The sequence below is a fragment of the Bacillus sp. 41-22 genome (assembly GCF_025809295.1).
In the GTDB taxonomy this organism is placed as follows: Bacteria; Bacillota; Bacilli; order Bacillales; family Bacillaceae_G; genus Bacillus_A; species Bacillus_A mycoides.
In genome coordinates this window covers 1923498-1945295 of sequence record NZ_CP084035.1, presented here as the reverse complement: position 1 = coordinate 1945295, position 21798 = coordinate 1923498, and the positions used below count along the sequence as shown (strand labels likewise).

The 21798-nt window shown below is 34.0% G+C and carries 24 protein-coding genes and 2 pseudogenes; 9 read left to right on the top strand and 17 right to left on the bottom strand.

The window, feature by feature from the left end:
• Positions 1–420 precede the first annotated feature (420 nt).
• Both LCF45_RS09985 and LCF45_RS09980 read right to left on the bottom strand, forming a co-directional pair.
• Positions 421–1080 (bottom strand): oxidoreductase, encoded by a 660-nt coding sequence (locus LCF45_RS09985; RefSeq protein ID WP_003188777.1) that lies wholly within the window; start codon positions 1078–1080, stop codon positions 421–423.
• A 116-nt stretch (positions 1081–1196) separates the two neighbouring features.
• Positions 1197–1421 carry a hypothetical protein gene (locus LCF45_RS09980; protein WP_002012427.1) on the bottom strand — a complete coding sequence of 75 codons (225 nt, stop codon included), beginning with the start codon at positions 1419–1421 and terminating at the stop codon, positions 1197–1199.
• Positions 1422–1618: 197 nt separating this feature from the next.
• Between LCF45_RS09980 and LCF45_RS09975 the strand changes: the two genes are divergently transcribed.
• Complete coding sequence (locus LCF45_RS09975) at positions 1619–2569, top strand: metal ABC transporter substrate-binding protein (RefSeq protein ID WP_002031461.1); 951 nt, start codon at positions 1619–1621, stop codon at positions 2567–2569.
• Between the two features lie 138 nt (positions 2570–2707).
• On the top strand, positions 2708–3178 hold the full coding sequence (locus LCF45_RS09970) for a GNAT family N-acetyltransferase (RefSeq protein ID WP_078203192.1): 471 nt from the start codon (positions 2708–2710) through the stop codon (positions 3176–3178).
• Between the two features lie 136 nt (positions 3179–3314).
• On the opposite strand, the gene LCF45_RS09965 is transcribed toward LCF45_RS09970, so the two are convergent.
• Positions 3315–4265 carry a CobW family GTP-binding protein gene (locus tag LCF45_RS09965; protein ID WP_078203191.1) on the bottom strand — a complete coding sequence of 317 codons (951 nt, stop codon included), beginning with the start codon at positions 4263–4265 and terminating at the stop codon, positions 3315–3317.
• A gap of 166 nt (positions 4266–4431) precedes the next feature.
• On the opposite strand from LCF45_RS09965, the gene LCF45_RS09960 reads away from it, so the two are divergent.
• Positions 4432–5334, top strand: a complete 903-nt coding sequence (locus LCF45_RS09960) for an aldo/keto reductase (RefSeq protein WP_002126983.1) — start codon at positions 4432–4434, stop codon at positions 5332–5334.
• Positions 5335–5358: 24 nt separating this feature from the next.
• Here LCF45_RS09960 and LCF45_RS09955 read toward each other — a convergent pair whose 3' ends face one another.
• Both LCF45_RS09955 and LCF45_RS09950 read right to left on the bottom strand, forming a co-directional pair.
• Positions 5359–5943: a GNAT family N-acetyltransferase gene (locus LCF45_RS09955; RefSeq protein ID WP_002126982.1), complete on the bottom strand. Its 585-nt coding sequence runs from the start codon at positions 5941–5943 to the stop codon at positions 5359–5361.
• A gap of 84 nt (positions 5944–6027) precedes the next feature.
• Entirely contained in the window at positions 6028–7491 is a 1464-nt protein-coding gene (locus LCF45_RS09950) for a flavin monoamine oxidase family protein (protein ID WP_002126981.1), read from the bottom strand.
• A 187-nt stretch (positions 7492–7678) separates the two neighbouring features.
• On the opposite strand from LCF45_RS09950, the gene LCF45_RS09945 reads away from it, so the two are divergent.
• Together LCF45_RS09945 and LCF45_RS09940 are read left to right on the top strand one after the other, a co-directional pair.
• On the top strand, positions 7679–7870 hold the full coding sequence (locus LCF45_RS09945; RefSeq protein ID WP_002012420.1) for a DUF3896 family protein: 192 nt from the start codon (positions 7679–7681) through the stop codon (positions 7868–7870).
• A 104-nt stretch (positions 7871–7974) separates the two neighbouring features.
• Complete coding sequence (locus LCF45_RS09940; RefSeq protein ID WP_078206768.1) at positions 7975–8976, top strand: LLM class flavin-dependent oxidoreductase; 1002 nt, start codon at positions 7975–7977, stop codon at positions 8974–8976.
• Positions 8977–9028: 52 nt separating this feature from the next.
• Here the strand turns inward: LCF45_RS09940 and LCF45_RS09935 are convergent, their stop codons facing one another.
• From LCF45_RS09935 to LCF45_RS09925, 3 genes are all read right to left on the bottom strand, one after another.
• Positions 9029–9970 (bottom strand): alpha/beta hydrolase, encoded by a 942-nt coding sequence (locus tag LCF45_RS09935; protein WP_002031449.1) that lies wholly within the window; start codon positions 9968–9970, stop codon positions 9029–9031.
• A 257-nt stretch (positions 9971–10227) separates the two neighbouring features.
• Positions 10228–10692, bottom strand: coding sequence for a DUF3939 domain-containing protein (locus LCF45_RS09930; protein WP_002012417.1), 465 nt, complete (start codon positions 10690–10692; stop codon positions 10228–10230).
• A 108-nt stretch (positions 10693–10800) separates the two neighbouring features.
• Positions 10801–11244, bottom strand: coding sequence for a Dps family protein (locus tag LCF45_RS09925; RefSeq protein ID WP_002012416.1), 444 nt, complete (start codon positions 11242–11244; stop codon positions 10801–10803).
• A gap of 241 nt (positions 11245–11485) precedes the next feature.
• Between LCF45_RS09925 and LCF45_RS09920 the strand changes: the two genes are divergently transcribed.
• Complete coding sequence (locus tag LCF45_RS09920; RefSeq protein WP_002064968.1) at positions 11486–12526, top strand: YkvI family membrane protein; 1041 nt, start codon at positions 11486–11488, stop codon at positions 12524–12526.
• A gap of 33 nt (positions 12527–12559) precedes the next feature.
• On the opposite strand, the gene LCF45_RS09915 is transcribed toward LCF45_RS09920, so the two are convergent.
• From LCF45_RS09915 to LCF45_RS09895, 5 genes and pseudogenes are all read right to left on the bottom strand, one after another.
• Entirely contained in the window at positions 12560–12928 is a 369-nt protein-coding gene (locus LCF45_RS09915; RefSeq protein ID WP_002165937.1) for a DUF3979 family protein, read from the bottom strand.
• Between the two features lie 266 nt (positions 12929–13194).
• Positions 13195–13500 carry a hypothetical protein gene (locus LCF45_RS09910; protein WP_002012413.1) on the bottom strand — a complete coding sequence of 102 codons (306 nt, stop codon included), beginning with the start codon at positions 13498–13500 and terminating at the stop codon, positions 13195–13197.
• A 164-nt stretch (positions 13501–13664) separates the two neighbouring features.
• Positions 13665–15647 carry a methyl-accepting chemotaxis protein gene (locus tag LCF45_RS09905; protein WP_078203189.1) on the bottom strand — a complete coding sequence of 661 codons (1983 nt, stop codon included), beginning with the start codon at positions 15645–15647 and terminating at the stop codon, positions 13665–13667.
• A gap of 208 nt (positions 15648–15855) precedes the next feature.
• Complete coding sequence (gene rsgA / locus LCF45_RS09900) at positions 15856–16905, bottom strand: ribosome small subunit-dependent GTPase A (protein ID WP_002165939.1); 1050 nt, start codon at positions 16903–16905, stop codon at positions 15856–15858.
• 182 nt (positions 16906–17087) lie between these two features.
• Positions 17088–17599 (bottom strand): annotated as a pseudogene (locus tag LCF45_RS09895) (DinB family protein).
• Positions 17600–17795: 196 nt separating this feature from the next.
• Here LCF45_RS09895 and LCF45_RS09890 point away from each other — a divergent pair.
• Both LCF45_RS09890 and LCF45_RS09885 read left to right on the top strand, forming a co-directional pair.
• Positions 17796–18143: a DUF4257 domain-containing protein gene (locus LCF45_RS09890; protein ID WP_000426320.1), complete on the top strand. Its 348-nt coding sequence runs from the start codon at positions 17796–17798 to the stop codon at positions 18141–18143.
• Between the two features lie 84 nt (positions 18144–18227).
• A complete protein-coding gene (locus LCF45_RS09885; protein ID WP_002012407.1) occupies positions 18228–18452 on the top strand; it encodes a hypothetical protein in 225 nt (74 codons plus the stop codon).
• A gap of 30 nt (positions 18453–18482) precedes the next feature.
• On the opposite strand, the gene LCF45_RS09880 is transcribed toward LCF45_RS09885, so the two are convergent.
• Complete coding sequence (locus LCF45_RS09880) at positions 18483–18686, bottom strand: hypothetical protein (RefSeq protein WP_002012406.1); 204 nt, start codon at positions 18684–18686, stop codon at positions 18483–18485.
• 48 nt (positions 18687–18734) lie between these two features.
• Positions 18735–19669 (bottom strand): annotated as a pseudogene (locus LCF45_RS09875) (aldo/keto reductase).
• Between the two features lie 107 nt (positions 19670–19776).
• Here LCF45_RS09875 and LCF45_RS09870 point away from each other — a divergent pair.
• Positions 19777–20085 carry an ArsR/SmtB family transcription factor gene (locus LCF45_RS09870; RefSeq protein WP_002012403.1) on the top strand — a complete coding sequence of 103 codons (309 nt, stop codon included), beginning with the start codon at positions 19777–19779 and terminating at the stop codon, positions 20083–20085.
• 40 nt (positions 20086–20125) lie between these two features.
• On the opposite strand, the gene LCF45_RS09865 is transcribed toward LCF45_RS09870, so the two are convergent.
• Positions 20126–21076: a serine protease gene (locus LCF45_RS09865; RefSeq protein WP_002012402.1), complete on the bottom strand. Its 951-nt coding sequence runs from the start codon at positions 21074–21076 to the stop codon at positions 20126–20128.
• Between the two features lie 334 nt (positions 21077–21410).
• On the bottom strand, positions 21411–21698 hold the full coding sequence (locus LCF45_RS09860; protein ID WP_002012401.1) for an AbrB/MazE/SpoVT family DNA-binding domain-containing protein: 288 nt from the start codon (positions 21696–21698) through the stop codon (positions 21411–21413).
• Between the last annotated feature and the right edge of the window lie 100 nt (positions 21699–21798).

Below are 21798 nucleotides of genomic sequence, written 5' to 3'. Positions count from 1 at the left end.
AATCTATGCGTATTATAAAGAAAAGAGTAAGAGTTATAAGAAAAAACAAAAAGAGATCAAAAAGCACCTTCCCTATCGACAAAATGAAAAACATGCTTTTCACGAGTTTGAACAATTAAAGTCTGACAGGAATTTAAAGAATGTTTACAGACAGTATATGCGTCTAACGAAGTCCGAATTAGCAACGCGTTTAATAGAAACTGAGCAGTATATCACGAAAGGAAATCAGGCGTATTTGAAAAGGTTATTTGAGACGTATGAGGGATAAAAGTGGAATAAAATTGTCGTGATAAAAGGAGTGGATTCCCCACTCCTCTTTCATTTTAGTATAAGTGTTAAACAACGTGTATTTACTGTTAATCCAAGCCTAAAACTCTATTTCCTTTGTCTTTCAGTAAAAGTCATTCTTCTCGGTTTTATTTATTCTATCGTTGTAATTTCATTTGAATTATAAATATGAATACCCGATTCTTCACGTAGCGCTGTTATATACATTCCTTTCGCCACATCTTTAGCTGAAATTGGTTTATACTTTTTAAAAGCCCCTTTAAATATAAACGGAAGAATACGAGATAATTTCTCAGCCATTCTTTCCCCAAAACGATATTCTTGTCGATTTCCAACTAATAATGACGGCCTGAAAATATGTATGCCACCAATAACTAGCTTTTTCAGCTCCTCTTCCATTTTCCCCTTCACTTGCGAGTAAAAGAAAAATGATTTAGGTTTTGCTCCCATTGATGAAATAACAAGAAAATTTTGCACGCCTTGTTTTTCAGCTAAGCAGGCAGCTCGTAATGTATATTCATAATCTACTTTTTTAAAATTCGACTTCGACTTCGCTTTTTTTATCGTTGTTCCTAAGCAACTAAAAACATCATCTACTGCAAAAAATTCTTTGTATTCCTCTAATACTGAAAAATCCACCTGTTTCTGTTGCAATTTCTCATGCTGTAATTGTAATGGTTCCCTTACAAAAATAGTAACCGAATCGTAGTAATCTGAGTCAAGTAATAGTCGCGTTATTTCTTGTCCAACTAACCCACTTGCGCCAAGTACTAACGCTGTTCGCTTATTCATATATGTGTATACCTCTTTATTTACTATTCTCTCCTATAGCTAATCGTCGCTAACAGGAGTTTCCGTTCTCCCATTTTACCATAAGTAAAGCACTATGCGTATGCATAGTGCTTTACTTACTCTTTTTTCTCTTCTTTTTCTTCTGCTGGCAATTTTGTAATTGTTGTAGCATCCCCTAAATTACTTATTAGTCTTCTTAAAAAAATTAAAACAAAAGATAATGGCAAAACAACCGCAAGTATTAATAAGATAGCTTCCATGAAGTAACCCAAGCGCTCATCCCCTTTTTTCTGCTCCCTCCCAATATATGAAAGTAACATTGTCACATATGCACCAATCATAAAAATTAATACCTTTCTTTTTGACAGATTTATTACAAAATCAAATCGTAATGATTATTATTTATTGCAACTTTCATAAAGATGTATTATACTAGGTTCGCAAACTAAAACGTAATTATTCCGTTTTGTATTAAAACGATATTTTCTTCTTATATTTGGAGAAAATATAATTGTAAAAAAGAAAAGAGGAGAATTATATGCCTAAAAAATTAGCTCTATTTTCATTTATACTTATTTTCACACTCATCTTTGCTGGATGTTCTAACAACAAAGATAGTGCAGCGAAAAAAGATGGGAAACTTTCTGTTTATACAACCATTTTCCCACTCGCTGACTTTGCAAAAAAAATCGGTGGTGATTATGTAAATGTAGAAACAATTTACCCACCTGGTGCGGATTCTCATACATTTGAACCAAGTCAAAAGCAGACTGTACAAGTGGCGAAAGCCGATTTATTTGTTTATAACGGCGCAGAATTAGAACCATTTGCCGAAAAAATGGAAAAATCATTAAAAAAAGAAAACGTAAAAATTGTAAATGCATCTAAAGATATCGAACTTCGTGCTTCATCTGAAGAAGAGCAGCACGATCATGGAGACGGTCATAAAGAAGATGAACATCATCACGATAAAGACCCACACGTTTGGATAGATCCTACTCTTGCGATGAAACAAGCAGAAAAAATTAAAAATGCACTTGTAGAATTACAGCCTGAACATAAAAAAGAGTTCGAAAAAAACTTTGCAGCACTACAAACAAAATTCACTGATTTAGATGATCAATTTAAAGCAGTTGTTGCAAATGCAAAAACGAAAGAAATATTAGTTTCACACGCAGCTTACGGCTACTGGGAACAACGATACGGTTTGAAACAAATTCCAATCGCTGGAATTTCAGCATCTGATGAACCATCTCAAAAACAGCTTGCTGACATTACAAAAACAGTAAAAGAGCACGGTCTACAATATATTTTATTTGAAACATTCTCTACTCCAAAAGTAGCATCAGTTATTCAAAAAGAAACAGGTACAAAAATTTTACGCTTAAATCACCTTGCTACTATTTCTGAGGATGATGCAAAGAACAATAAAGATTACTTCACATTAATGGAAGAAAACGTAAATACTTTAAAAGAAGCAACAAACTAATCAACTATATTTTCTAGGCAGCTGAATATGTCATTCAGCTGCCTTTTTATGTATTTATCCTTGACTTGACCAAAATAACAAGTAAAATTATCCATATTAGCTTTTAAGCTATATTAATCTAGAAGGTGAGTTGGAATTATGACTCTTCACATTAGTGAAGTAACAGCAAATAATTGGCGTTCAGTTGCTGCTTTAGACGTAGCAAAAGACCAGCAGCAGTTTATTGAAAGCAATGCGTTTTCTTTAGCGGAATCATTATATGAAGAAAACGGAACGTCAGTAGGCTTATATGACAAAGAAACACTCGTTGGATACGCAATGTACGGTTGGTATTCCCAAAAACATGAAAGTGTATGGTTAGATCGTTTTATGATTGACCAACAATTTCAAGGAAAAGGATACGCAAAACGTTTCCTTCGCTTACTAATTCAATTCTTGCAACAAAAATTCGAATGTAAAATAATTTATTTAAGTTTACATCCTGACAACAAACACGCAATGGGACTATATGAGTCATTTGGCTTCCGTTTAAATGGGGATATTGATGACGAAGGTCCAGTTGTAGGTGTTGTAATGGAATTACTTATAGATGAAAATACAAGTCTGTGAAAACAGGCTTTTTATTATGCATTTATCAATGTTATGTTTTCTATTTTTAGTTTCGTTCCCTTATTACTTCATTTTTGTAATCTAGTATTATCTCATTAAAATGCTCATAAAAAATAAGCCTGCGATTTACGCAGACTTATTTCACACATTCTTCAAAATGTTCTTGGAACCATTCTTTATTAATATCTCTTCCGATGAAAACTACTTCACTTACTCGCTCTTCGCCCTCTTGCCACTCTCTATCGTACGAAGCAGCAAATAACGTATGCACACCTTGGAAAACAATACGTTTATCTACTCCATCAATAGATAAAATTCCTTTGTAGCGATATAAATGCTCCCCTAGTTCTTGAACGACAGCTGACATCCACTCATTCAATTTTTGTAAATCTAACGGACGTTCTTCACGTAGTACAAACGATTTTACACCTTCTAGATGGTTATGTTCTGTATGAGGGTAAATTTGCAGCGTATCTTTCGTTTTAAACGTTTGAATTTGTAATAACGATGGAATATCTACCTCACAGTTAGTCGCCTCGATTAACTTTGCAGTCGGGTTAACTCCTTGAAGTTCATGCAAGAGATTTTCTTTCTCATTTTCTTCAATTAAATCTAATTTATTAACTAACACAACATCAGCAAAGGCAATTTGTTCTTTTGCTTCTAGTCCCTTTTCAAAATGTTTATGTATATGATAGCTATCTACAACTGTTACAACACCGTTAATTTGGTATGCAGATTGAATAACTGGATCTAAAAAGAAAGTTTGAATAATCGGACCTGGATTTGCAAGACCTGTTGTTTCAATTACTAATCCATCAAAGTCCATTTTCCCTTCTGCTTTCACATCCAGTAATTGTTTTAAAGCAACAAGTAAATCTTCACGCACAGTACAGCATAAACAACCGTTTGTCATTTCCATAATTTCTTCTTCAACGTTCATAATTAATTGATTATCGATACCAATTTGCCCTATTTCATTTACAATCACTGCTAATTTCTTGCCGTGATCCTCTGATAAAATTCGATTTAATAATGTCGTTTTCCCTGATCCAAGAAAACCAGTTAGTATTGTTACTGGAATCATTCCTTACATCTCCTTATAGCTATATGTTTCTACATTATAGCATATAGAGAAAAACGTTTTTGTAGCAAAACATATTTATTGTATGTCCAACCGGGTAACTATATAATAATATGTAGCAAGAAAGCCTTTTCAAAAATATTATCATTCATCAAGGGGGGTACTTATAATGGAACGAGTTCAAATGGCCGAAACACTAGAATTTTCTCGTATTATTCAAGGGTTCTGGCGTTTAGCAGAATGGAATATGACAAAGCAAGAGTTACTTTCTTTTATTGAAGACTGTATGGATTTGGGGATTACTACTTTCGATCACGCTGATATTTATGGCGGATATACATGTGAAGGATTGTTTGGAGAAGCGTTACAACTCAAGCCTTCCTTACGCGAAAATATGCAAATCATCACTAAATGTGGAATCGCTCCCCCATCCCCTAAATTTCCAGAGCGATATGTTGCTCACTACAATACGAGTGCTGAACATATAATAAAAAGCGCGGAGGATTCATTACAAAACTTACATACAGATTATATTGATGTATTGCTCATCCATCGTCCAGATCCATTTATGGATCCAACTGAAGTGGCAGAAGCGTTCTCACGCTTAAAGCAAGAAGGCAAAGTTCGCCACTTCGGTGTATCTAACTTTTTACCTTCACAATTTAATATGTTAAGTTCGTATTTAGATTTCCCGCTCATTACAAATCAAATTGAAGTATCTGCGATGCAAATCGAGCATTTTGAAAAAGGTACGATTGATTTATGCCAAGAAAAACGAATCAATCCAATGATTTGGTCACCTCTTGCTGGTGGTGAAATCTTTACTGGTCAATCAGAACGTGCCATACGTGTACGTGAAACTTTACAAAAAGTTGCTACTGAACTAGGTGTTACTAGCATCGATACTGTTATGTATGCATGGTTACTCGCTCATCCAGCTAACATGATGCCAATCGTTGGATCTGGTAAATTAGATCGTGTGAAAACAGCCGCGCTTGCTACAAAAGTTAACTTAGACCGCCAACAATGGTTTACAATTTTCGAAAGCTCTAATGGACATCCTGTACCATAATAAACAAAAAGAAGAGCTGTTTCTTTACAGCTCTTCTTTTTCATATGTATTTCTCGTCATTGCAAATACACACATATCCCTTAATCCATTTCCATCCACCGCAACACTCGCGCTTTCTAAAGTACCCTCTAATTTAAAGCCTAATTTCTCTGGTATCGCTCTACTCTTCTTATTTAGAGAATCACAACGAATTTCTACGCGGTTTGCTTTCAATTCAGTGAAAGCATAATCTGTTATACCCTTTGCAGCCTCTACCATATAGCCCTTTCCACTAAACCTTGAATCAATCCAATACCCGATTTCAAATTGAGGTATATCCCAATTAATACGATGTAATCCGGCAGATGCAATAAATTCACCTGTTTCGTTCGAAAAAACTAGTAATCTCAAATCCTCACGCTGCAAAAATTGAATATGCGATTTTCTAATACTCTCTTCTATTTCTTCCTCTGTTTGCTCTTTTTGTGCAAAGACCATCCAAGGTTTTAATTCTTGTATTGAAGCTTGAATTGCGTCATATACAACTTTACCATCACCTGGTTTTGGCATTCGAATAAAAAGCCTGTCAGTATAAAATTCAGAAGGAAAATCGAATAATAACGGATTCACTGTAAACACTCCCTATAATTCTTTTATATATAATAATATCCATCTCAAGTTATACAGTAAAGAAATTTCTGAATTTTAAACTTTTTAATCATTCACTTCCATTGCTACACGAACTCCAGATTCAATCGCACCTTGAATCCATCCGTGATACAGCGTTGTATGATCTCCGGCAAAGTATATTCTCCCCTCAGGTTTTACAATGACTGGCTGTAATTCTGATTCTTGGCCAGCTTGAAATAGCGCAAACCCTCCAAGCGCATATGGATCTAATGTCCAACTCTTTGATATTCCAGACATGAACTCATCATATACTTGACCACCTAATATTGTTGCTAAATTTTGTAGTGTATAATAGATACGATCCCCCTTTGATAACCCATCCCATAACAACGCATCATAAGACCATGTATAGCTTCCTAACATCATAGCAGGCCCTTTCTCTCCGATTCCATGGCTTGGATAATACGCATAACGTATAGGAAGATCTGTTATAATTCTCCCACCTAATTGCCCTTGTTCCTCCCAAAAACGACTTTTAAATTGAATTCCTATTTTTGTAGCTGGCATATAATGCAATTCGCGAATTGTTTTCCACTTCGCATGAGATATCGAATCAAATGGATCTACTTCTACAAATCGCATTGTTGAAAAAGGAATTGTAACAATAACTAAATCCCCTGTAATACTACTATATTCAAAAGTTTCCTCGTTCCGGTAATAGGCTGTTACACTATTGGCTTGTTGATGAAGCTTCATTAATTTTTGATTATATATAATATTTCCTTCTAATTGTGGTAAAAAAGACTTTGGTAATCTATCATTCCCACCTATTATTTCGCAAAATCCGCTCTCCTCTTGCATAATATATAAAAAACGTAACGTCTCAACGAATGACCTTTCTAAAAAACCTTCTAAATCTAATAGAACACCTATCATCTCAATCGTTACTGGCGAAAAATACGTATTATATTGATAAGGATGATATTTTAAAAATTGACCTGTAGAATATTTCCCAAAATCCTTTACTACAATATCCCAATTTTTCTCTGGGTTCTTTTTTATAAAATTTATAATGGGCTGTACCGCTAACATTAATAGTTCCTCAGACGTTTTCCCAACTTCATTCATTTCCACAGGATATCTTAAAATACTTGGATCTTTTTCGTATTGTTTTAATGTCGTTTTCCGACCATTTACGTATATAATATCTGTCTCATTCCTATTAATAAAAGGGCTCACCTGTAGCCCAAACTTTCTTATATATGCCATCGTTAATGTATGCGAATACGGAATTCTCATCGCTCCAACATCTAAATATAATCCAGTATCTTCCATTCTAACTGTCTCTATGCGGCCACCTACACGGTTGTTCGCTTCAAAAACCTTCACTTCATGCCCTGCTGCTTTTAATAAAGATGCCGAAACTAATCCAGCCATACCAGCCCCTACTACAATGATTTGTTTCGGACGTGTCGTCTTCTTCAATCCCTTATTTATAACTTTTAACGTTTCATCCATCTCATTGTTAAACATTATATCTTTCTGCACAATCCCACCCCTTACTTCATGAAATACAAATTAGTGGTTTAGTGCATTTTATTCATAAATTCACTTAAACATAACACCACCACAATTTGAAAATTCACTAAAAATACATAAGGTGCAGCTCTCCCCCTTCCACATGCTTCATATGATAAACATACAGATAGTAACTGTATGGAAAGGGTGGATACACATGAAACGTACTTACGATTATCAGGCTACAAAAAAACATTTAGAATTAAAGAAACAACAGTTATGTAAAAAACTCACTAGCGTTAAACTAACTGAAGAAGAACGCAAGCAAATACATTTAGAAATTGATAACTACGAATATATATTAAACTTAGTCGAAATGAATCATTATGAACGAGGGTTTTCTCATTAAAAGCGGATAAAAAATTATTCACTTTTCCTTTTGAGCATTTCATTACGCATTTTTCGTAAGTAAATATATAATAGGATGTACATTAAGATTGAGAGGTATATTCTATGATCAAATTAAGTGTATTAGACCAATCACCTATTTCAGATGGTAGCACAGCAGCCCAAGCTATTTCGCATACAGTTACGCTTGCACAAGAAGTTGAGAAACTCGGATTCACACGTTTTTGGGTATCCGAGCACCATAATTCAGTTAGCTTAGCTGGTTCAAGTCCAGAAATACTCATTTCACATATTGCCGCGAAAACTGACCGTATTAGAGTTGGTTCTGGTGGTGTTATGCTGCCACATTATAGTCCATATAAAGTTGCCGAGAATTTCCGCGTTTTAGAAGCACTTTATAAGGGCCGCATCGACCTTGGTGTCGGGAGAGCGCCTGGTGGTATGCCGATAGCAACTCGCGCACTTCAAGAAGGTAAAATGGTCTCACTTGATCAATATCCAGAACAAATTGCAGATGTTGCTATGTACTTACATGATCAAGTACCAGAAAACCATCATTATGCAAACTTAAAGGCTACTCCAGTTATCCCAACATCTCCTGAAATGTGGATGCTCGGTTCTAGCGGAGAAAGTGCAATGATTGCGGCAAAGCAAGGCGCTTCTTTTGCATTTGCACAGTTCATTAACGGATACGGTGGCCCTGAAGTAATGAAGGCTTACCAAGAACAATTCCAACCTTCCTATTTAGGTGATAAATCAAAATCAATCGTATCTATTTTTGTTATTTGCGGAGAAACAAATGAAGAAGCGGAGAAGATTGCATCAAGCCTTGATTTATCGATTTTACTATTAGAACAAGGAAAACGGACTACTGGTACTCCTTCTATTGAAACTGCTCAAAATTATTCGTATAGTGCTTATGATCTATTCCGCATAAAAGAAAATCGTCAACGTATGATTGTCGGTGATCCGTCTTCTGTGAAAGAAAAAATATTAAACTTAAGCAAAGCGTATAATACTGACGAATTTATGATTGTCACGATTACTCATCAATTTGAACATAAATTAAACTCTTATCGCCTATTGGCAGATGCTTTTAATTTATAATAACGAAAAGGAGATGCATCACATATGATGCATCTCCTTTTCTTACTACCAATCAATTGTTTTTGCTTCCTATATATTCAATAGCTTCTTTTAATAACTCATCAAAATTATGAGGATAATCATGATTTAAGTTAGGCACAACTTTATACTTATGTTCTATATTTTTATCCTTTAATAACGTTACAAATTGCTGTGTACCTTCAAAACAATCTTCATCTTGATCCCCACATATTATATATCCTTTTATGCTTTTATCATGCAATATTCCAATCATCTCTTCCCATTCTTCCATTTCCGGAAGCCACGGTGCCACAAAAATAAAACCGTTCACTTCTATTTCACCTTGTAACATGGAATGTAACGCTACTCTTGCCCCAGCAGAAAAGCCACCAATAATAATATTCCCAAATGTTTTATTCACTTTAATCTTATTGTAATGTCCTTTTAACTCATCTCTTCCTCTTTCGATATTATCCCACACATATCCATCTGAAAATTGAATTTGGGAAGATTGAGGCAATGCTAGCATAAAACCTTGTTCCATTACAGAGTTCCAATATGGTTCTATTATTTGTATATTTTCTTGATCCCCATGCAGTGTTATTAGTAGATTTTCAGTTTGTTTGCTGTATTTATATTTCACGTCTGCTTGTTCCGATTTCTTTGCTAATTCTTCTCTTTCTTTACATAATTGAACCATTCTATGAAACTCTTCAAATTTATGTAGTGGTTTTAAATCATCATCGGAAATTAAATACTCACTTCCGTACCAAAATCCATTTTCTATAATTGCTTTCTTCATTAAATGCAACGCTTCTTCTTCAAGTCCTGCTGCACTTGCTAATGCATATTTAAAATTATATATTTGTGCTTCATTACCCATTACATCTTTAGCATTATTCATTATATAAGAATACGCTTCAAAACTTCCTTTATTTGCATAACAATGTAACGTTTCATTTAATAACTTAATATAAGTCATATTATTTTCCATATAGGAATTCCCCCGTAACCTTTTATAATAATTGCTTCTCCAATCTTCCTATCATTCTAGGGTCACGGTATAAGTAGTTAAATTCTACAATTCAACTTAATAATACCTGATTCTCAGAATGATATTTAATAGTTAATGTATGTATACGCATAATACACCACTCCTTCCTATCCACTAGTTGTAGTATAAAGTTAAATAAACTGAAAAATCAATATTTTAATAAAAAAAAGACAACAATAATATTATTGTTGTTGTTCTCATAACATCTGCCCACTATTCTTTTTTTTCTTATCTGGTTTACTTGAAACTAAATAATGCTTTTCTGAAATATATAAGTTTCTTTTTAATATACGATTTAAATATGGTCCTAGCTTCACTCTGCATATGAGGCGATCTTCGCTATCTTCAACAATTGGGAACATTTCTTTTTCTGTTACATATTGATCTACGGCCTTTTGTACGATATCAATTTCTTTAACTAGGTTTAAATTTTCTTCTGTATGTTCAAATACTTCAAGCGTTTCCTTCGTTATCAGAAAAAAATTTGTTGGAAATGCAGGTAAATAGGGCTTTAACAAATCATAATTTACTGTGTAATCATCATTTACTAAAACTGTATAAACGATATTAGCATTCGTTTCTAGAAACTTCGCCATCGCTTGTTCTAATTCATCTTTCGTAATTTCCCTATCTTCTTTTCCAGTTCTGAAAAAGCGAAACATTGTATCGCCTCCTTTTTACTATATTATAGCATAAAAGAAAACTGAAAAATTATAAAAAACTCTATTGAAAGAATTTTTCAATAGAGTTTTTCTTTAATCCATTTATGTTTATTTTAAGAATGCACTTAACATCCATACGTGTTGTTCTAATGTCGTATGAATTGCTAATAGCATATCAGCCGATGTTTCATCATCAGCTTCATCAGCTACTTCCATACCTTCTTTTAATTCTTGAATAAGTGCAGAAAAATCGTTTACTAAAATTTGCACCATTTCTTCTGCAGACTCTTTGCTTGTCCCTTCGATTACAGTTGAAGTTGCTAAATACTCTTTCATTGTCGCTAACGGTTTTCCTTCTAACGCTAAAATACGCTCTGCTAACTCATCAATGTATGTTCCTGCTTCATTATAAAACTCTTCAAATTTCTCATGTAATGTAAAGAAGTGCGGTCCTGTCACATACCAATGATAATTATGCAGTTTGACATATAATACATTCCAGTTTGCTACCTGCTTGTTTAATACTTCAACAACATTCGTTTTCGTACTCATACAATCCACTCCTCTTATCATTTTATAATTATTATCTTTTAATAACTTAATTACATTTTACCATACATTTCCTACTCTTCCGAATGAACAGCTTATATGTAACAAAGTTTTAACAACCTTAATATTTCCCTAATATCATATAATTCATGTATTCTTTCAACTACTTCACATGTCTAATTGTCCAAGCTCACACATATGCATAATAGTAAGTCAAGCTCATCATAGAAGAAAGAGGGATAACATGGACAATCAACAATGGCAAGTAGCAAAGAAAGTCGCTGCTACTTATATCGGAACTGTCGTTGGAGCTGGATTTGCTACTGGGCGCGAAATTGTTGAATTTTTTACAGTTAACGGATTTTACGGAACCATTGGCATATGTATAAGTGGATTTTTTTTTATTTGGCTCGGCACAAAGATGATGTTACTTTCATCACAAATAGGGGCATTCTCAGCTCAAGAATTCAACAAATATTTATTTGGGGATGTATTTGGAAATGTCGTAAACACATTACTATTACTCGTATTATTTGGTGTAACGAGCGTTATGTTATCAGGAGCCGGTGCAGTATTTGAAGAACAACTTCGTCTCCCGAGACAACTTGGTATTTTCATCACAGTCATCGCCTGCCTCATTATTGGGAGCCGGGGATTACAAGGTGTTTTTGAAGTGAATACACTTGTCGTACCTATTATGATGATCTTTATTATCGGACTCGCTATTACAACCTTTTTCCATAGTACAACACCTATTAGTAATACTATTCCTGCAGAGAGCTGGAATATGAAGTGGATTACTAGCCCTATTACATATGTCGCTTTAAATCTTTCGCTCGCCCAAAGCGTTCTCGTCCCGTTAGCCAGTGAAGTAAAAGATCGAAAAGCCATTTTGTGGGGTGGAATTTTAGGTGGTGCAGGACTTTCTTTAATTTTATTATGCAGCCATTTAGCTATCTTATCAGTCGACCAATTTTATCAATACAATATCCCAATGGCTGAAGTCATAAGAAGATTTAATGCAACTTTTCACTTTTTCTTTGTTCTTATTATTTTCGGTGAAGTGTTCACAACTTTAGTTGGTAATGTGTTCGGGATGACAAAACAAATGCAATCCATTACCGGATGGAAAAGTAATAACATTATTTACTTCATATTACTAATTAGTTATTGCTTTAGTTTCATTGGATATAGTGAATTACTTCATATTCTATACCCTATTATCGGTTGGGTGAGCATCATTTTACTACCGATTATTGCCTTTAAACAACTTCAAAAAACATAAAAAAACATCCGTGTATACGGATGTTTTTCATCTTCATTCACAGTCTTCACATACTTCCCAGTACGGCCCCATTTCTACTGCAAGATATGGCTTTAATTGCAAACGAATCATTCGACTTGGCATGCGTTCCAATACGAATTGAATGCCTTCTTCCTCTTCATCCAACTCAACTTTTGAAATAGCAATTCTTTGCATAGTAGTAATAGGGCTTCCATCTTTATATAAAGTGATTTTCACCTCATCATACTCATTAAAATACAATTCAACATTCATTTGCTTTTTTAACATTTCATCAACAATTTCATAATTATCATTTTGTTCCTGGATTATATATTTCCAGCCGCCTCTATCTAATTTTATCGGAGCAGCTTGGAATAATGTCATCAAATCCTCGTATAGCATAAGATAACCCCTCTCTTACTAAAAAACGATGAGTATTTTATATACCCTTTATCTCTATCACTATCCATGTTTATTGTACCATATATCACGAATCTTACTGCATTCATTTGCTTTATAAACACATACAAAACATATAGTATTTTCAGTTCACCCTCTATTCACTAATACGTCCTCTTACTGATAACTTATCACTTTCCTTATTTCCTACACACTACTTATAACTCTTAAAAAACCACAAAAAAGAAGAGTAATTTATATCACTCTCCTCATAAGACTTTTCCTGTAGCTGCTAATGCTAACACTATAATTAAACTTGCAAATAATAGTGATACAATTAAACTAAAAATCGGTAATATTTTCTTTTCATTCTTCTTAAATAATAACCTTAAACTAAGAATGATATTTAATGGAACAAATATAAAATAAAAGTATTTAACGATTTGTAATGAGCTATTTGAAAGTGTTTTAAATACAAACACTTCAATTAAAAAAGCAACAAAGAATAAAATGCTTAACCAAAACGAGACATAGCTAAGCCAAGAATGTCTTTTCGTTCCCCAATACACTCCCATACTGATCTCCTTTAAACGTAGTCTATATTATATTAATTATACACCCGCTTAACAAATTCCTCTATTTTTCGACAAACATTAAATACATTGAACCTCTAATCCGTTTATCAGCTAAAAGACTGTCTCTAATAGCACTAATGCTATTTTGAGACAGCCTCCCCTTTTTATACTTTAAATCTTTCAATTAATACTTGTAACTCTTCAGCCATTTGAGATAGTGTACCAGCCGCAGAACCAATTTCTTCCATAGAAGCTAACTGCTCCTCAGCTGACGCTGCAACACTTTGTGTACTCGTCGCATTATTTTGTGCCGTCATAGCAATTTGACCAACCGAAATAGATACTTCATTTGCACCTTTTGACATCCCATTAGCTGTTTCAACCATCGTTTTAATTTGGTCAGCAATTTCATTTGTAGATTGTAAAATTTCAGTGAAATTTTGTTTTGTTTCATTTGCGATAACAAGTCCAGATTGCACTTCTTCATTTACATTATTCATAGATTTTACTGTCTTACTCATATCATCTTGTATTTCACAAATTAATTTACTAATTTCACTTGATGATACACTAGATTGTTCTGCTAATTTTCGTACTTCATCAGCAACAATTGCAAAGCCTCTTCCATGCTCACCAGCTCTTGCAGCCTCAATTGCAGCATTTAAAGCTAGAAGATTTGTCTGATCTGCAATATTTTGAATAACTTCTAAAATATCACCAATTTGCTTTGATTTGTTATTCAACAACTGAATAACAGCATCTGACTGTGAAACAGATTCCGCAATAGATTGCATTTGATTTACTGTTTTTCCAACTAGCTTTCCACCATCTTCTGCTTTTTCGCGAGTGTGAGCAGAAGCAGTATTAATAGATGATGAGCTATTTGCTACATGTTGAATCCCTTCTGTTACATCAAACAGTAACATAGCACCATTTTCTACGCTTGCTGTTTGCGTCGTTGCACCACTTGATATTTCATCCATTGCTGATGTAATTTGTTCAGTCGCTTCACTCGCTTGTCTCACACTTGCTGTTAACTCTTCAGATGCAGCTGCAACATGCCCTGCTGAAGTATTAATTCTTCCAATTAACGTTCTTAGTGAATCTGTCATTTCATTAAAACCTTTTGCAAGTTGACCGATTTCATCGTTTGAATGAATTTCAATTGTTTGCGTTAAATCTCCTTCACTTATTTCTTTAGAAGTGGCAACTAATCTCTTTAAAGGTTTTGTAATAGAAAGAGTTACGAAATAAATAAGTGCCCCTCCTACAACTAATGAAATAAGCATAACAATTAACATATTATAAAATACAGGCTGAGCAGCTTCAATTACTTCATTTGAGTACATCGTTCCACCGATTTTCCAACCTGTTTTTAAGTTTGTAGCAAATACCATTTTCTTTTCACTACCATCATACGTGTATGAAAAAGTGCCTTGATTATCTTCGTAAATTCTCTTTGCCCAAGAATCAGCTGCTTTATCTCCTGGTTTTTCTTGAGGATGCGCAATTATTTTTTGTTTTCCATCTAAAATGAAAGTATATCCTTTTTTACCAATATTGATTAACTTTGTTGTTTTCAATAAATTCTCTAAACTTAAATCTACCGCAACAACACCATTTTTATCTTCTGTTTGTTTCGCAATCGTTACGACAATATGTCCATTTCCTTTCGCCTTATACGGTTCAGTGACCACGATTCCACCTTGTTTACTCACTGCATCTTTATACCAAGAACGAGTTGTTGGATCATACTCTGCTGCCATTTGTATATTTGGTTCTTGCACAAACTTCTTATCATTGCCGGCAACATATACTTGTTCAATATCTTTATTTAAATTAATATATTGAGATAATACCTTTCTTAATTCATCTTGATTATCTCCTTGATACATATCACTATGAATCACTCGTGCAAAGTTATTTACTTCGTTAAATTTCGCCTCAATCATTTGATTGATTAAATTATCTAATATTTTTATATTATCGTGAGCACTACTCGTAATTTGTGATTCAAAATTCTTTTTAGCCGTTTGATAAGACATTCCTCCAATAATAGAGACAGCCGCAATTAAAATTATCAAAAATGAAATTAATAGCTTTTTTGCTACTTTTATATCTCGAAACCACCTTAACAGTTTACTCATTACAAACCTCCTACATTTAAATATTAAATTTTAAAGATAAGTAACCAATTATGAATATATCCCATTCCCTATCCTCTATTTTTACAATTCGTTTTTGATAAACACCTTGTAAAGTTTAAACAAATATTCTCCCTTTGTCTATATATATGAATAATATTATTATAAAATTTACAAATACAAAAAACCAAAGGAATAGTCCTTTGGTTTTTTACATTTTTTTATGTTGTTTAGAAATCTTCTTCCACTTATCACGCTCAGCTCTTGCGAGAATAGCATCTTGTTTTCTCATAACATATGCCAATTCTCTTTGCAGCTTTTTATAGCTTAGTAAGCGCTCTACGGGTATAGTTCCGTTATCTATAGCATTTCGCACTGCACATCCTGGTTCACCTTCATGTTTACAATCTCGAAAGCGGCAAGTATTTGCAAGATCTTCAATATCGGAAAATGTAGTTTGAATTGCCGTGCTTCCTTCCCAAAGCTGAAGTTCCCTCATACCAGGCGTATCAATTACTAAACCGCCACTCGGTAATTGGAACAATTCACGGTGAGTTGTCGTATGCCTTCCTTTACTATCTTCTTCACGTATATCTCCGGTTTTTGCTACATCTGTTCCTATTAATGCATTTAATAAAGTAGATTTCCCTGCACCTGAAGATCCAACTAAAGCAATTGTTTTTCCTGGTGAAACAAATTGTTGCAATAATTCTATTCCGACGTACACTAAGCTATCAACAACAAATATAGGAACACCGATTGCTACCGCTTCAGTTTCTGCAATTTTCTGTTCCACATCTTCACATAAACTACTCTTCGTTAAAACAATAACAGGCATTGCACCGCTCTCATAAGCCACCAGCAAATAACGTTCCATCCTTCTTACGTTGAAATCATGGTTAAGTGCATTCACTAAAAATAGATAATCTACATTTGTTGCGATAATTTGTTCTTCAGTTCTGTTACCAGCTTCTTGTCTTGAAAAAGAACTTCTTCTCGGAAAAATACGGTGAATAATTGCCTTTTTCTCATTTTCTATTTTCTTTATATATACCCAATCCCCAACTGCCGGATAATCTCCCTTCGTTAACGCTTCATGACGAAACTTCCCAGACAGTTCCGCTACATATTCACCATCATTACAAATAATCCGATATATATGCTTATGCTCAAGTAAAATACGCCCTACTTCATAGTTCTCTACAGCTTGTTCTTCAAAAAAAGAATCCCATCCGAAAGATTCTAAAATATTTTGATCCAAATTGATATCCTCCCTAGTTTGAACTTAGTGGAAGGATTGTGCGCTCACTTATAGAGTATCGCCCTTTCCGTCCACCTTTGTATTTGGTTTATTATTCACATAAGCTAATTTCGCCATAATACATCACCCCGTTCTAATTTTAATTACTCTCATTATATGGAATATCCCATTAAAAAGCTACCTTATTTAACGTAATTTTCAAATAACTTATTTTTTAGCATTTTAATTTGTCCGCGATGACTAATTTCATCTTCTAGCACATGAAACCAAAGGTAGTGCTGATTATACGCTACGCCATTAGGCCACTTTCTTTCTGACATTAGCCATTCGTCATCCTGTTCACTCAAACACTTTAGTGTTTCTTCTCTCACTTTTTGCAAAAGTTGTACATAATACGGTATGTCATAGCCACGAATAGATTTCCCTGCTTCCCCTAAATACAGTGCATCTTCCCATATTTCTAATTCTTCTTTTGTAAAGTCACGCTTTTGAAATGAAATAAGCTGATGTGCTTTTTCAATAGCTGCTATATGCTTTAGTAACGCTCCGATGGAATTCCCTCCACTCGGCATAATTAAATCTAATTGCTCAACTGATAGCTCGTTTATTTCCTGTAATGTTACAGCATGCTTACTAATTCCCCTATATTTTTTGTATAACCATCTACACTTCTTATTCGATAATCTATATTCATATCACGCACCCCTTTCTACATTCATATTAAGGAATAACCGCTTCATATAATAGACTGAAATATATCAGATTTTTCTGTTATAATTAAATTGAATACGTAATAAACCTAAACAAACTTTCTCAATATGCTTATATGAAATATTAAAAGGAATCAATATAAAATTATCGAATCTTATTCACTAAAAGGAGTGGATTCGATGGAAATGTATCAATGGCTAACCGCAGTTCTCGTTGGTGGCATTACTGGCTTCGTTTCCCATCTAATCAATAACCAAGGCAAGTTATTGCTTCCACGCCGTTTAAAAACTTTTTTTCATTTTGGATTTTTAACTGATATTTTTACAGGTAGCCTCGCCGCACTTCTTGGACTCGTTTTATTCGATGTCACCTTAATAAAAGAAATTATAAAAGTCTCCATTGTGACCGCTATTTCCGGTCAAACGTTTTTACTTCACCAAGCTCTTGGTGGTGAACAGGCTAAAAATACGCAAATTGGGAAAGCTGATGAGAAAATCCAAGAAATTGACAAACTATTACGACGTTAGTCTATACTTTCTCTAAAAATTATTGTTATAATAAAAAATAAATATTTTCTATTGCGTCGTTTGTCAGAAGAAAGGGTGTTTCGTATGACAAAAAAGAAAATAGAAGATTTCTTAACAAACACCGAAAAAGAGGAACTGCTAGAAAACTATAAATGTTTACGAGAAGCCCGCACAAAAAGCGAAGCTAACTATTTTGGTGAGGCAGTAGACCATCTATTAAATAAAGTAAAAAAACGAATTATTGAAGAAGCAGGAATACATGATGAAAATGCGGCAACAGTTCAATCTAAACGAAAAGCACTGTTTTAGCTAAAACAGTGCTTTTTATTACGGCATTTTTCACATTACTTTCACATCTATTTCACAAATATAAGTATTCCTATATGTTAAACTAAGTATATCCTTTTCCAAGGAACTATATGCCGATATATAAATCCCTATCTCTTTAGGGATTTTTATTTTTGGATTCCCCATAATTTTATTACAATACATTTCTATTATTTGTCTACTTTTTTTACCCCCTGCACTCAAAAGCTCCTTCATGTATTTCTTCTCTTTTTATATAAAAAGGGGATAGTTCCCTCTTTTTAACTAATCTTCTAAAATAGATTCAATCTCTTTCATAACTTTTTCATTCAATGAAACATCCACTGCTCTTACACTTTCTCTTATTTGCTCCGCTCGTTTCCCACCAGGAATAACAGTATCAATTCCTTTTTTATTTAATAGCCACGCTAAAGCTAAATGTGATACTTCAAGATTCATTTCTTTAGCTAAATCTTTTAACATCTCAACTTTTTTAAAGTTATTTTTATATGTATTTTCTTCAAATAGATTTACACTTTGACGCCAATCGCCTTCGTTTAATTTAAAATCTTCTGTATATTTCCCGCCTAGTATCCCAAAAGCAAGAGGCCCGTACGGTATAAATGAAATACCTGATTCTATACAATATGGCAAAAGTTCTTCCCCAGCAGCACGATCCAACATATTATACGGTGATTGTACAACATCTATATGTCCGTGCTGATTCGCTTCTTTTAATTGCTCTACATTTACGTTAGATATTCCAATTGAACGAATTTCCCCTCTTCTTTTAGGCGAGTAAGTTCTCCAATTGAATCTATGTAACTTGTTTCAGGATTTGTAAAATGTAAATAATATAAATCAATATAATCAGTTTGTAATCTTCTTAAGCTATTTTCCACAGCATTTCTTAAATAGCTTCGTTCATTATTAATATGAACCTCTCCATTTAATAATGGCTGAATTCCACCTTTTGTAGCAAGTACAAACTCGTGGCGTTTTCCTTTTAATACTTCTCCTACCAATTCCTCTGATCGACCGAAACCGTATGAATCTGCTGTATCAAAAAATGTAATCCCTTGCTGAATTGCTTCTTCTATTAATCTTTTTCCTTCTTCCTCATTCACATCAGCATATAAATTATGTCCCCCAACAGCGTTTGTTCCTAACCCCAACTTCGAAATATTTAGTCCTGCCTTTTGCAATTTTGTATACTTCATTTTTTACCCCCCTATATTTCTATTGTTCGATTATATTCGAACAATAGAAATATACCACTTTATATGTTATAGTGCAAATATATTAACTTATACAAGCAGGTGAAAAAATGCGTACTCTCTATCATCCAAATCGAGAAGAAATTCAATTCTCTTCTGTCTTATATGCACTTAGCGATCAAATTCGTTTACAAATTGTAACTATGCTACTAGAGAAAAATGAACAATCTTGTGGTGCGTTAAACATTCCAATTGCGAAATCAACTTTATCTCATCATTTCAAAGTGTTACGTGAATCTGGTGTTATGTTTACACGACTTGAGGGAACGCAACGTTTCATTTCAATTCGTGAAGAAGATTTAAATACTAGATTCCCTGGTTTATTAGATGTTGTAGTACATGCAACAGAACCATACTAAAAAACATCTCATATAAATATGAGATGTTTTTTAGTAATTACTATTCTTTTAATAAATCTATTAATCCATTCCCTTCAGATGTACGTTCATACCCTAAAGGTACAGTCCTTTTTATAAGTTGCGCATATATTTCCGGCTCTGATAATTTTCTACCATACTCTCTCTCACACTGCTTTATGAGAAGTGCTAGCGCCCCAGCGACATGCGGCGTCGCCATTGAAGTGCCACTTAATACCGCATATTTCCCCTCTGGATACGTAGACAGTATTTCATCACCCGGCGCTACTAAATCAATTTCTTGATTTGAATTACTAAAGCATGAAATTTTCCGCTCTAAATTAACAGCACCTACTTCAATTACTTCAGAATAAGCACCTGGAAAATCTAATTCTTCAGTATCATCGTTACAATCTCCATCATTTCCTGCAGCGCACACGACAAGTACGTCTTGTTTTACCGCATTTTGAATAGCTTCATGTAACTCTGGTACATCTTGCGGACCACCAAGTGACATTGAAATAATTCTCACTTTCTCTTTATTCGGTCCTCTCCAATTTACAGCATAATGAATGGCCTCAATAATTTGCTCATAACTTCCAGAACCATCTCCAGCTAATACTTTTAAAACTAACATTTTAGAAAGTGGTGCGACTCCTAGTACACCCACTCCATTTTCAGTCGCTGCAATTGTCCCCGCTACATGAGTACCATGCCCATTATTATCAAGATAAATATTGGGATTTCCTTCATAATCTTTTGTGAAATTTCTCCCACCAATAATACGATCTTTTAAATCAACATGATTTACATCACAACCTGTATCTAAAACAGCAACGACAATGTCTTTTCCTTTCGCGCTCTTTTCCCATACTTGCGGAGCATGAATCAATTGTACACCTGGTGGAATTTCATTTACTTGTTCAACCACTTTATTTACAGTAAACGGAATTAATTTAATGCCTTTTTGTTTATTCGCTGTACTACTATTCATCGTAATCCCTCCTGAAAATATATTATTTTCATTTCAGACCACTATTGAATGCGTTTAGATTTAACATTCGTTTTATTCGTTCCATTTCCCTTCCTCTCAAATGTTTCTCAATAAACAAAAGAAAAGGATCATTAATGGTCCTTTTCTTTTTCAGTTTTTCAATAGAATAATATAAAGTGAAACTATAATCAGTGGGTGGTGTTCATCCCCCACTGATTATTAGCCCTCACCAATCGGGCGTTTACGGGCAATTGATCTCCCACCTAACTTCTTTGCTTCAGCCGAGTTTTGAGGTGGGAGTTTTACTGCCCACAAATAGCGGGATAAATTAAGACTAAATCTTACTCTTGTTCAAAAACTGCTCAATTTCTTTTATTACATGTTTTGCGCCTTCTATACTAACAGTAATGTTTCCATTTGCTAATGAAATATTTTGATCTGAAACATCACCTGTTATTTGACAAGCATTGTATGGTTGATATTTTTGTAAAATGACTTTGTCTTCTTCTACAAAAATTTCAAGTGGTGATTTGATTTGTATTCCTAATACATCCCGTAATTCTTTAGGAATAACTATACGTCCCAATTCATCTACTTTTCGAATAATTCCTGTTGCTTTCATGTTACTCCCCCCTTACTCTCTATTATTTTTTTCACCTCGCTATTTTCATTTTATCACTATATATTTGGTAATGCCTTACTCTTTTTAGAAAATATAGTAC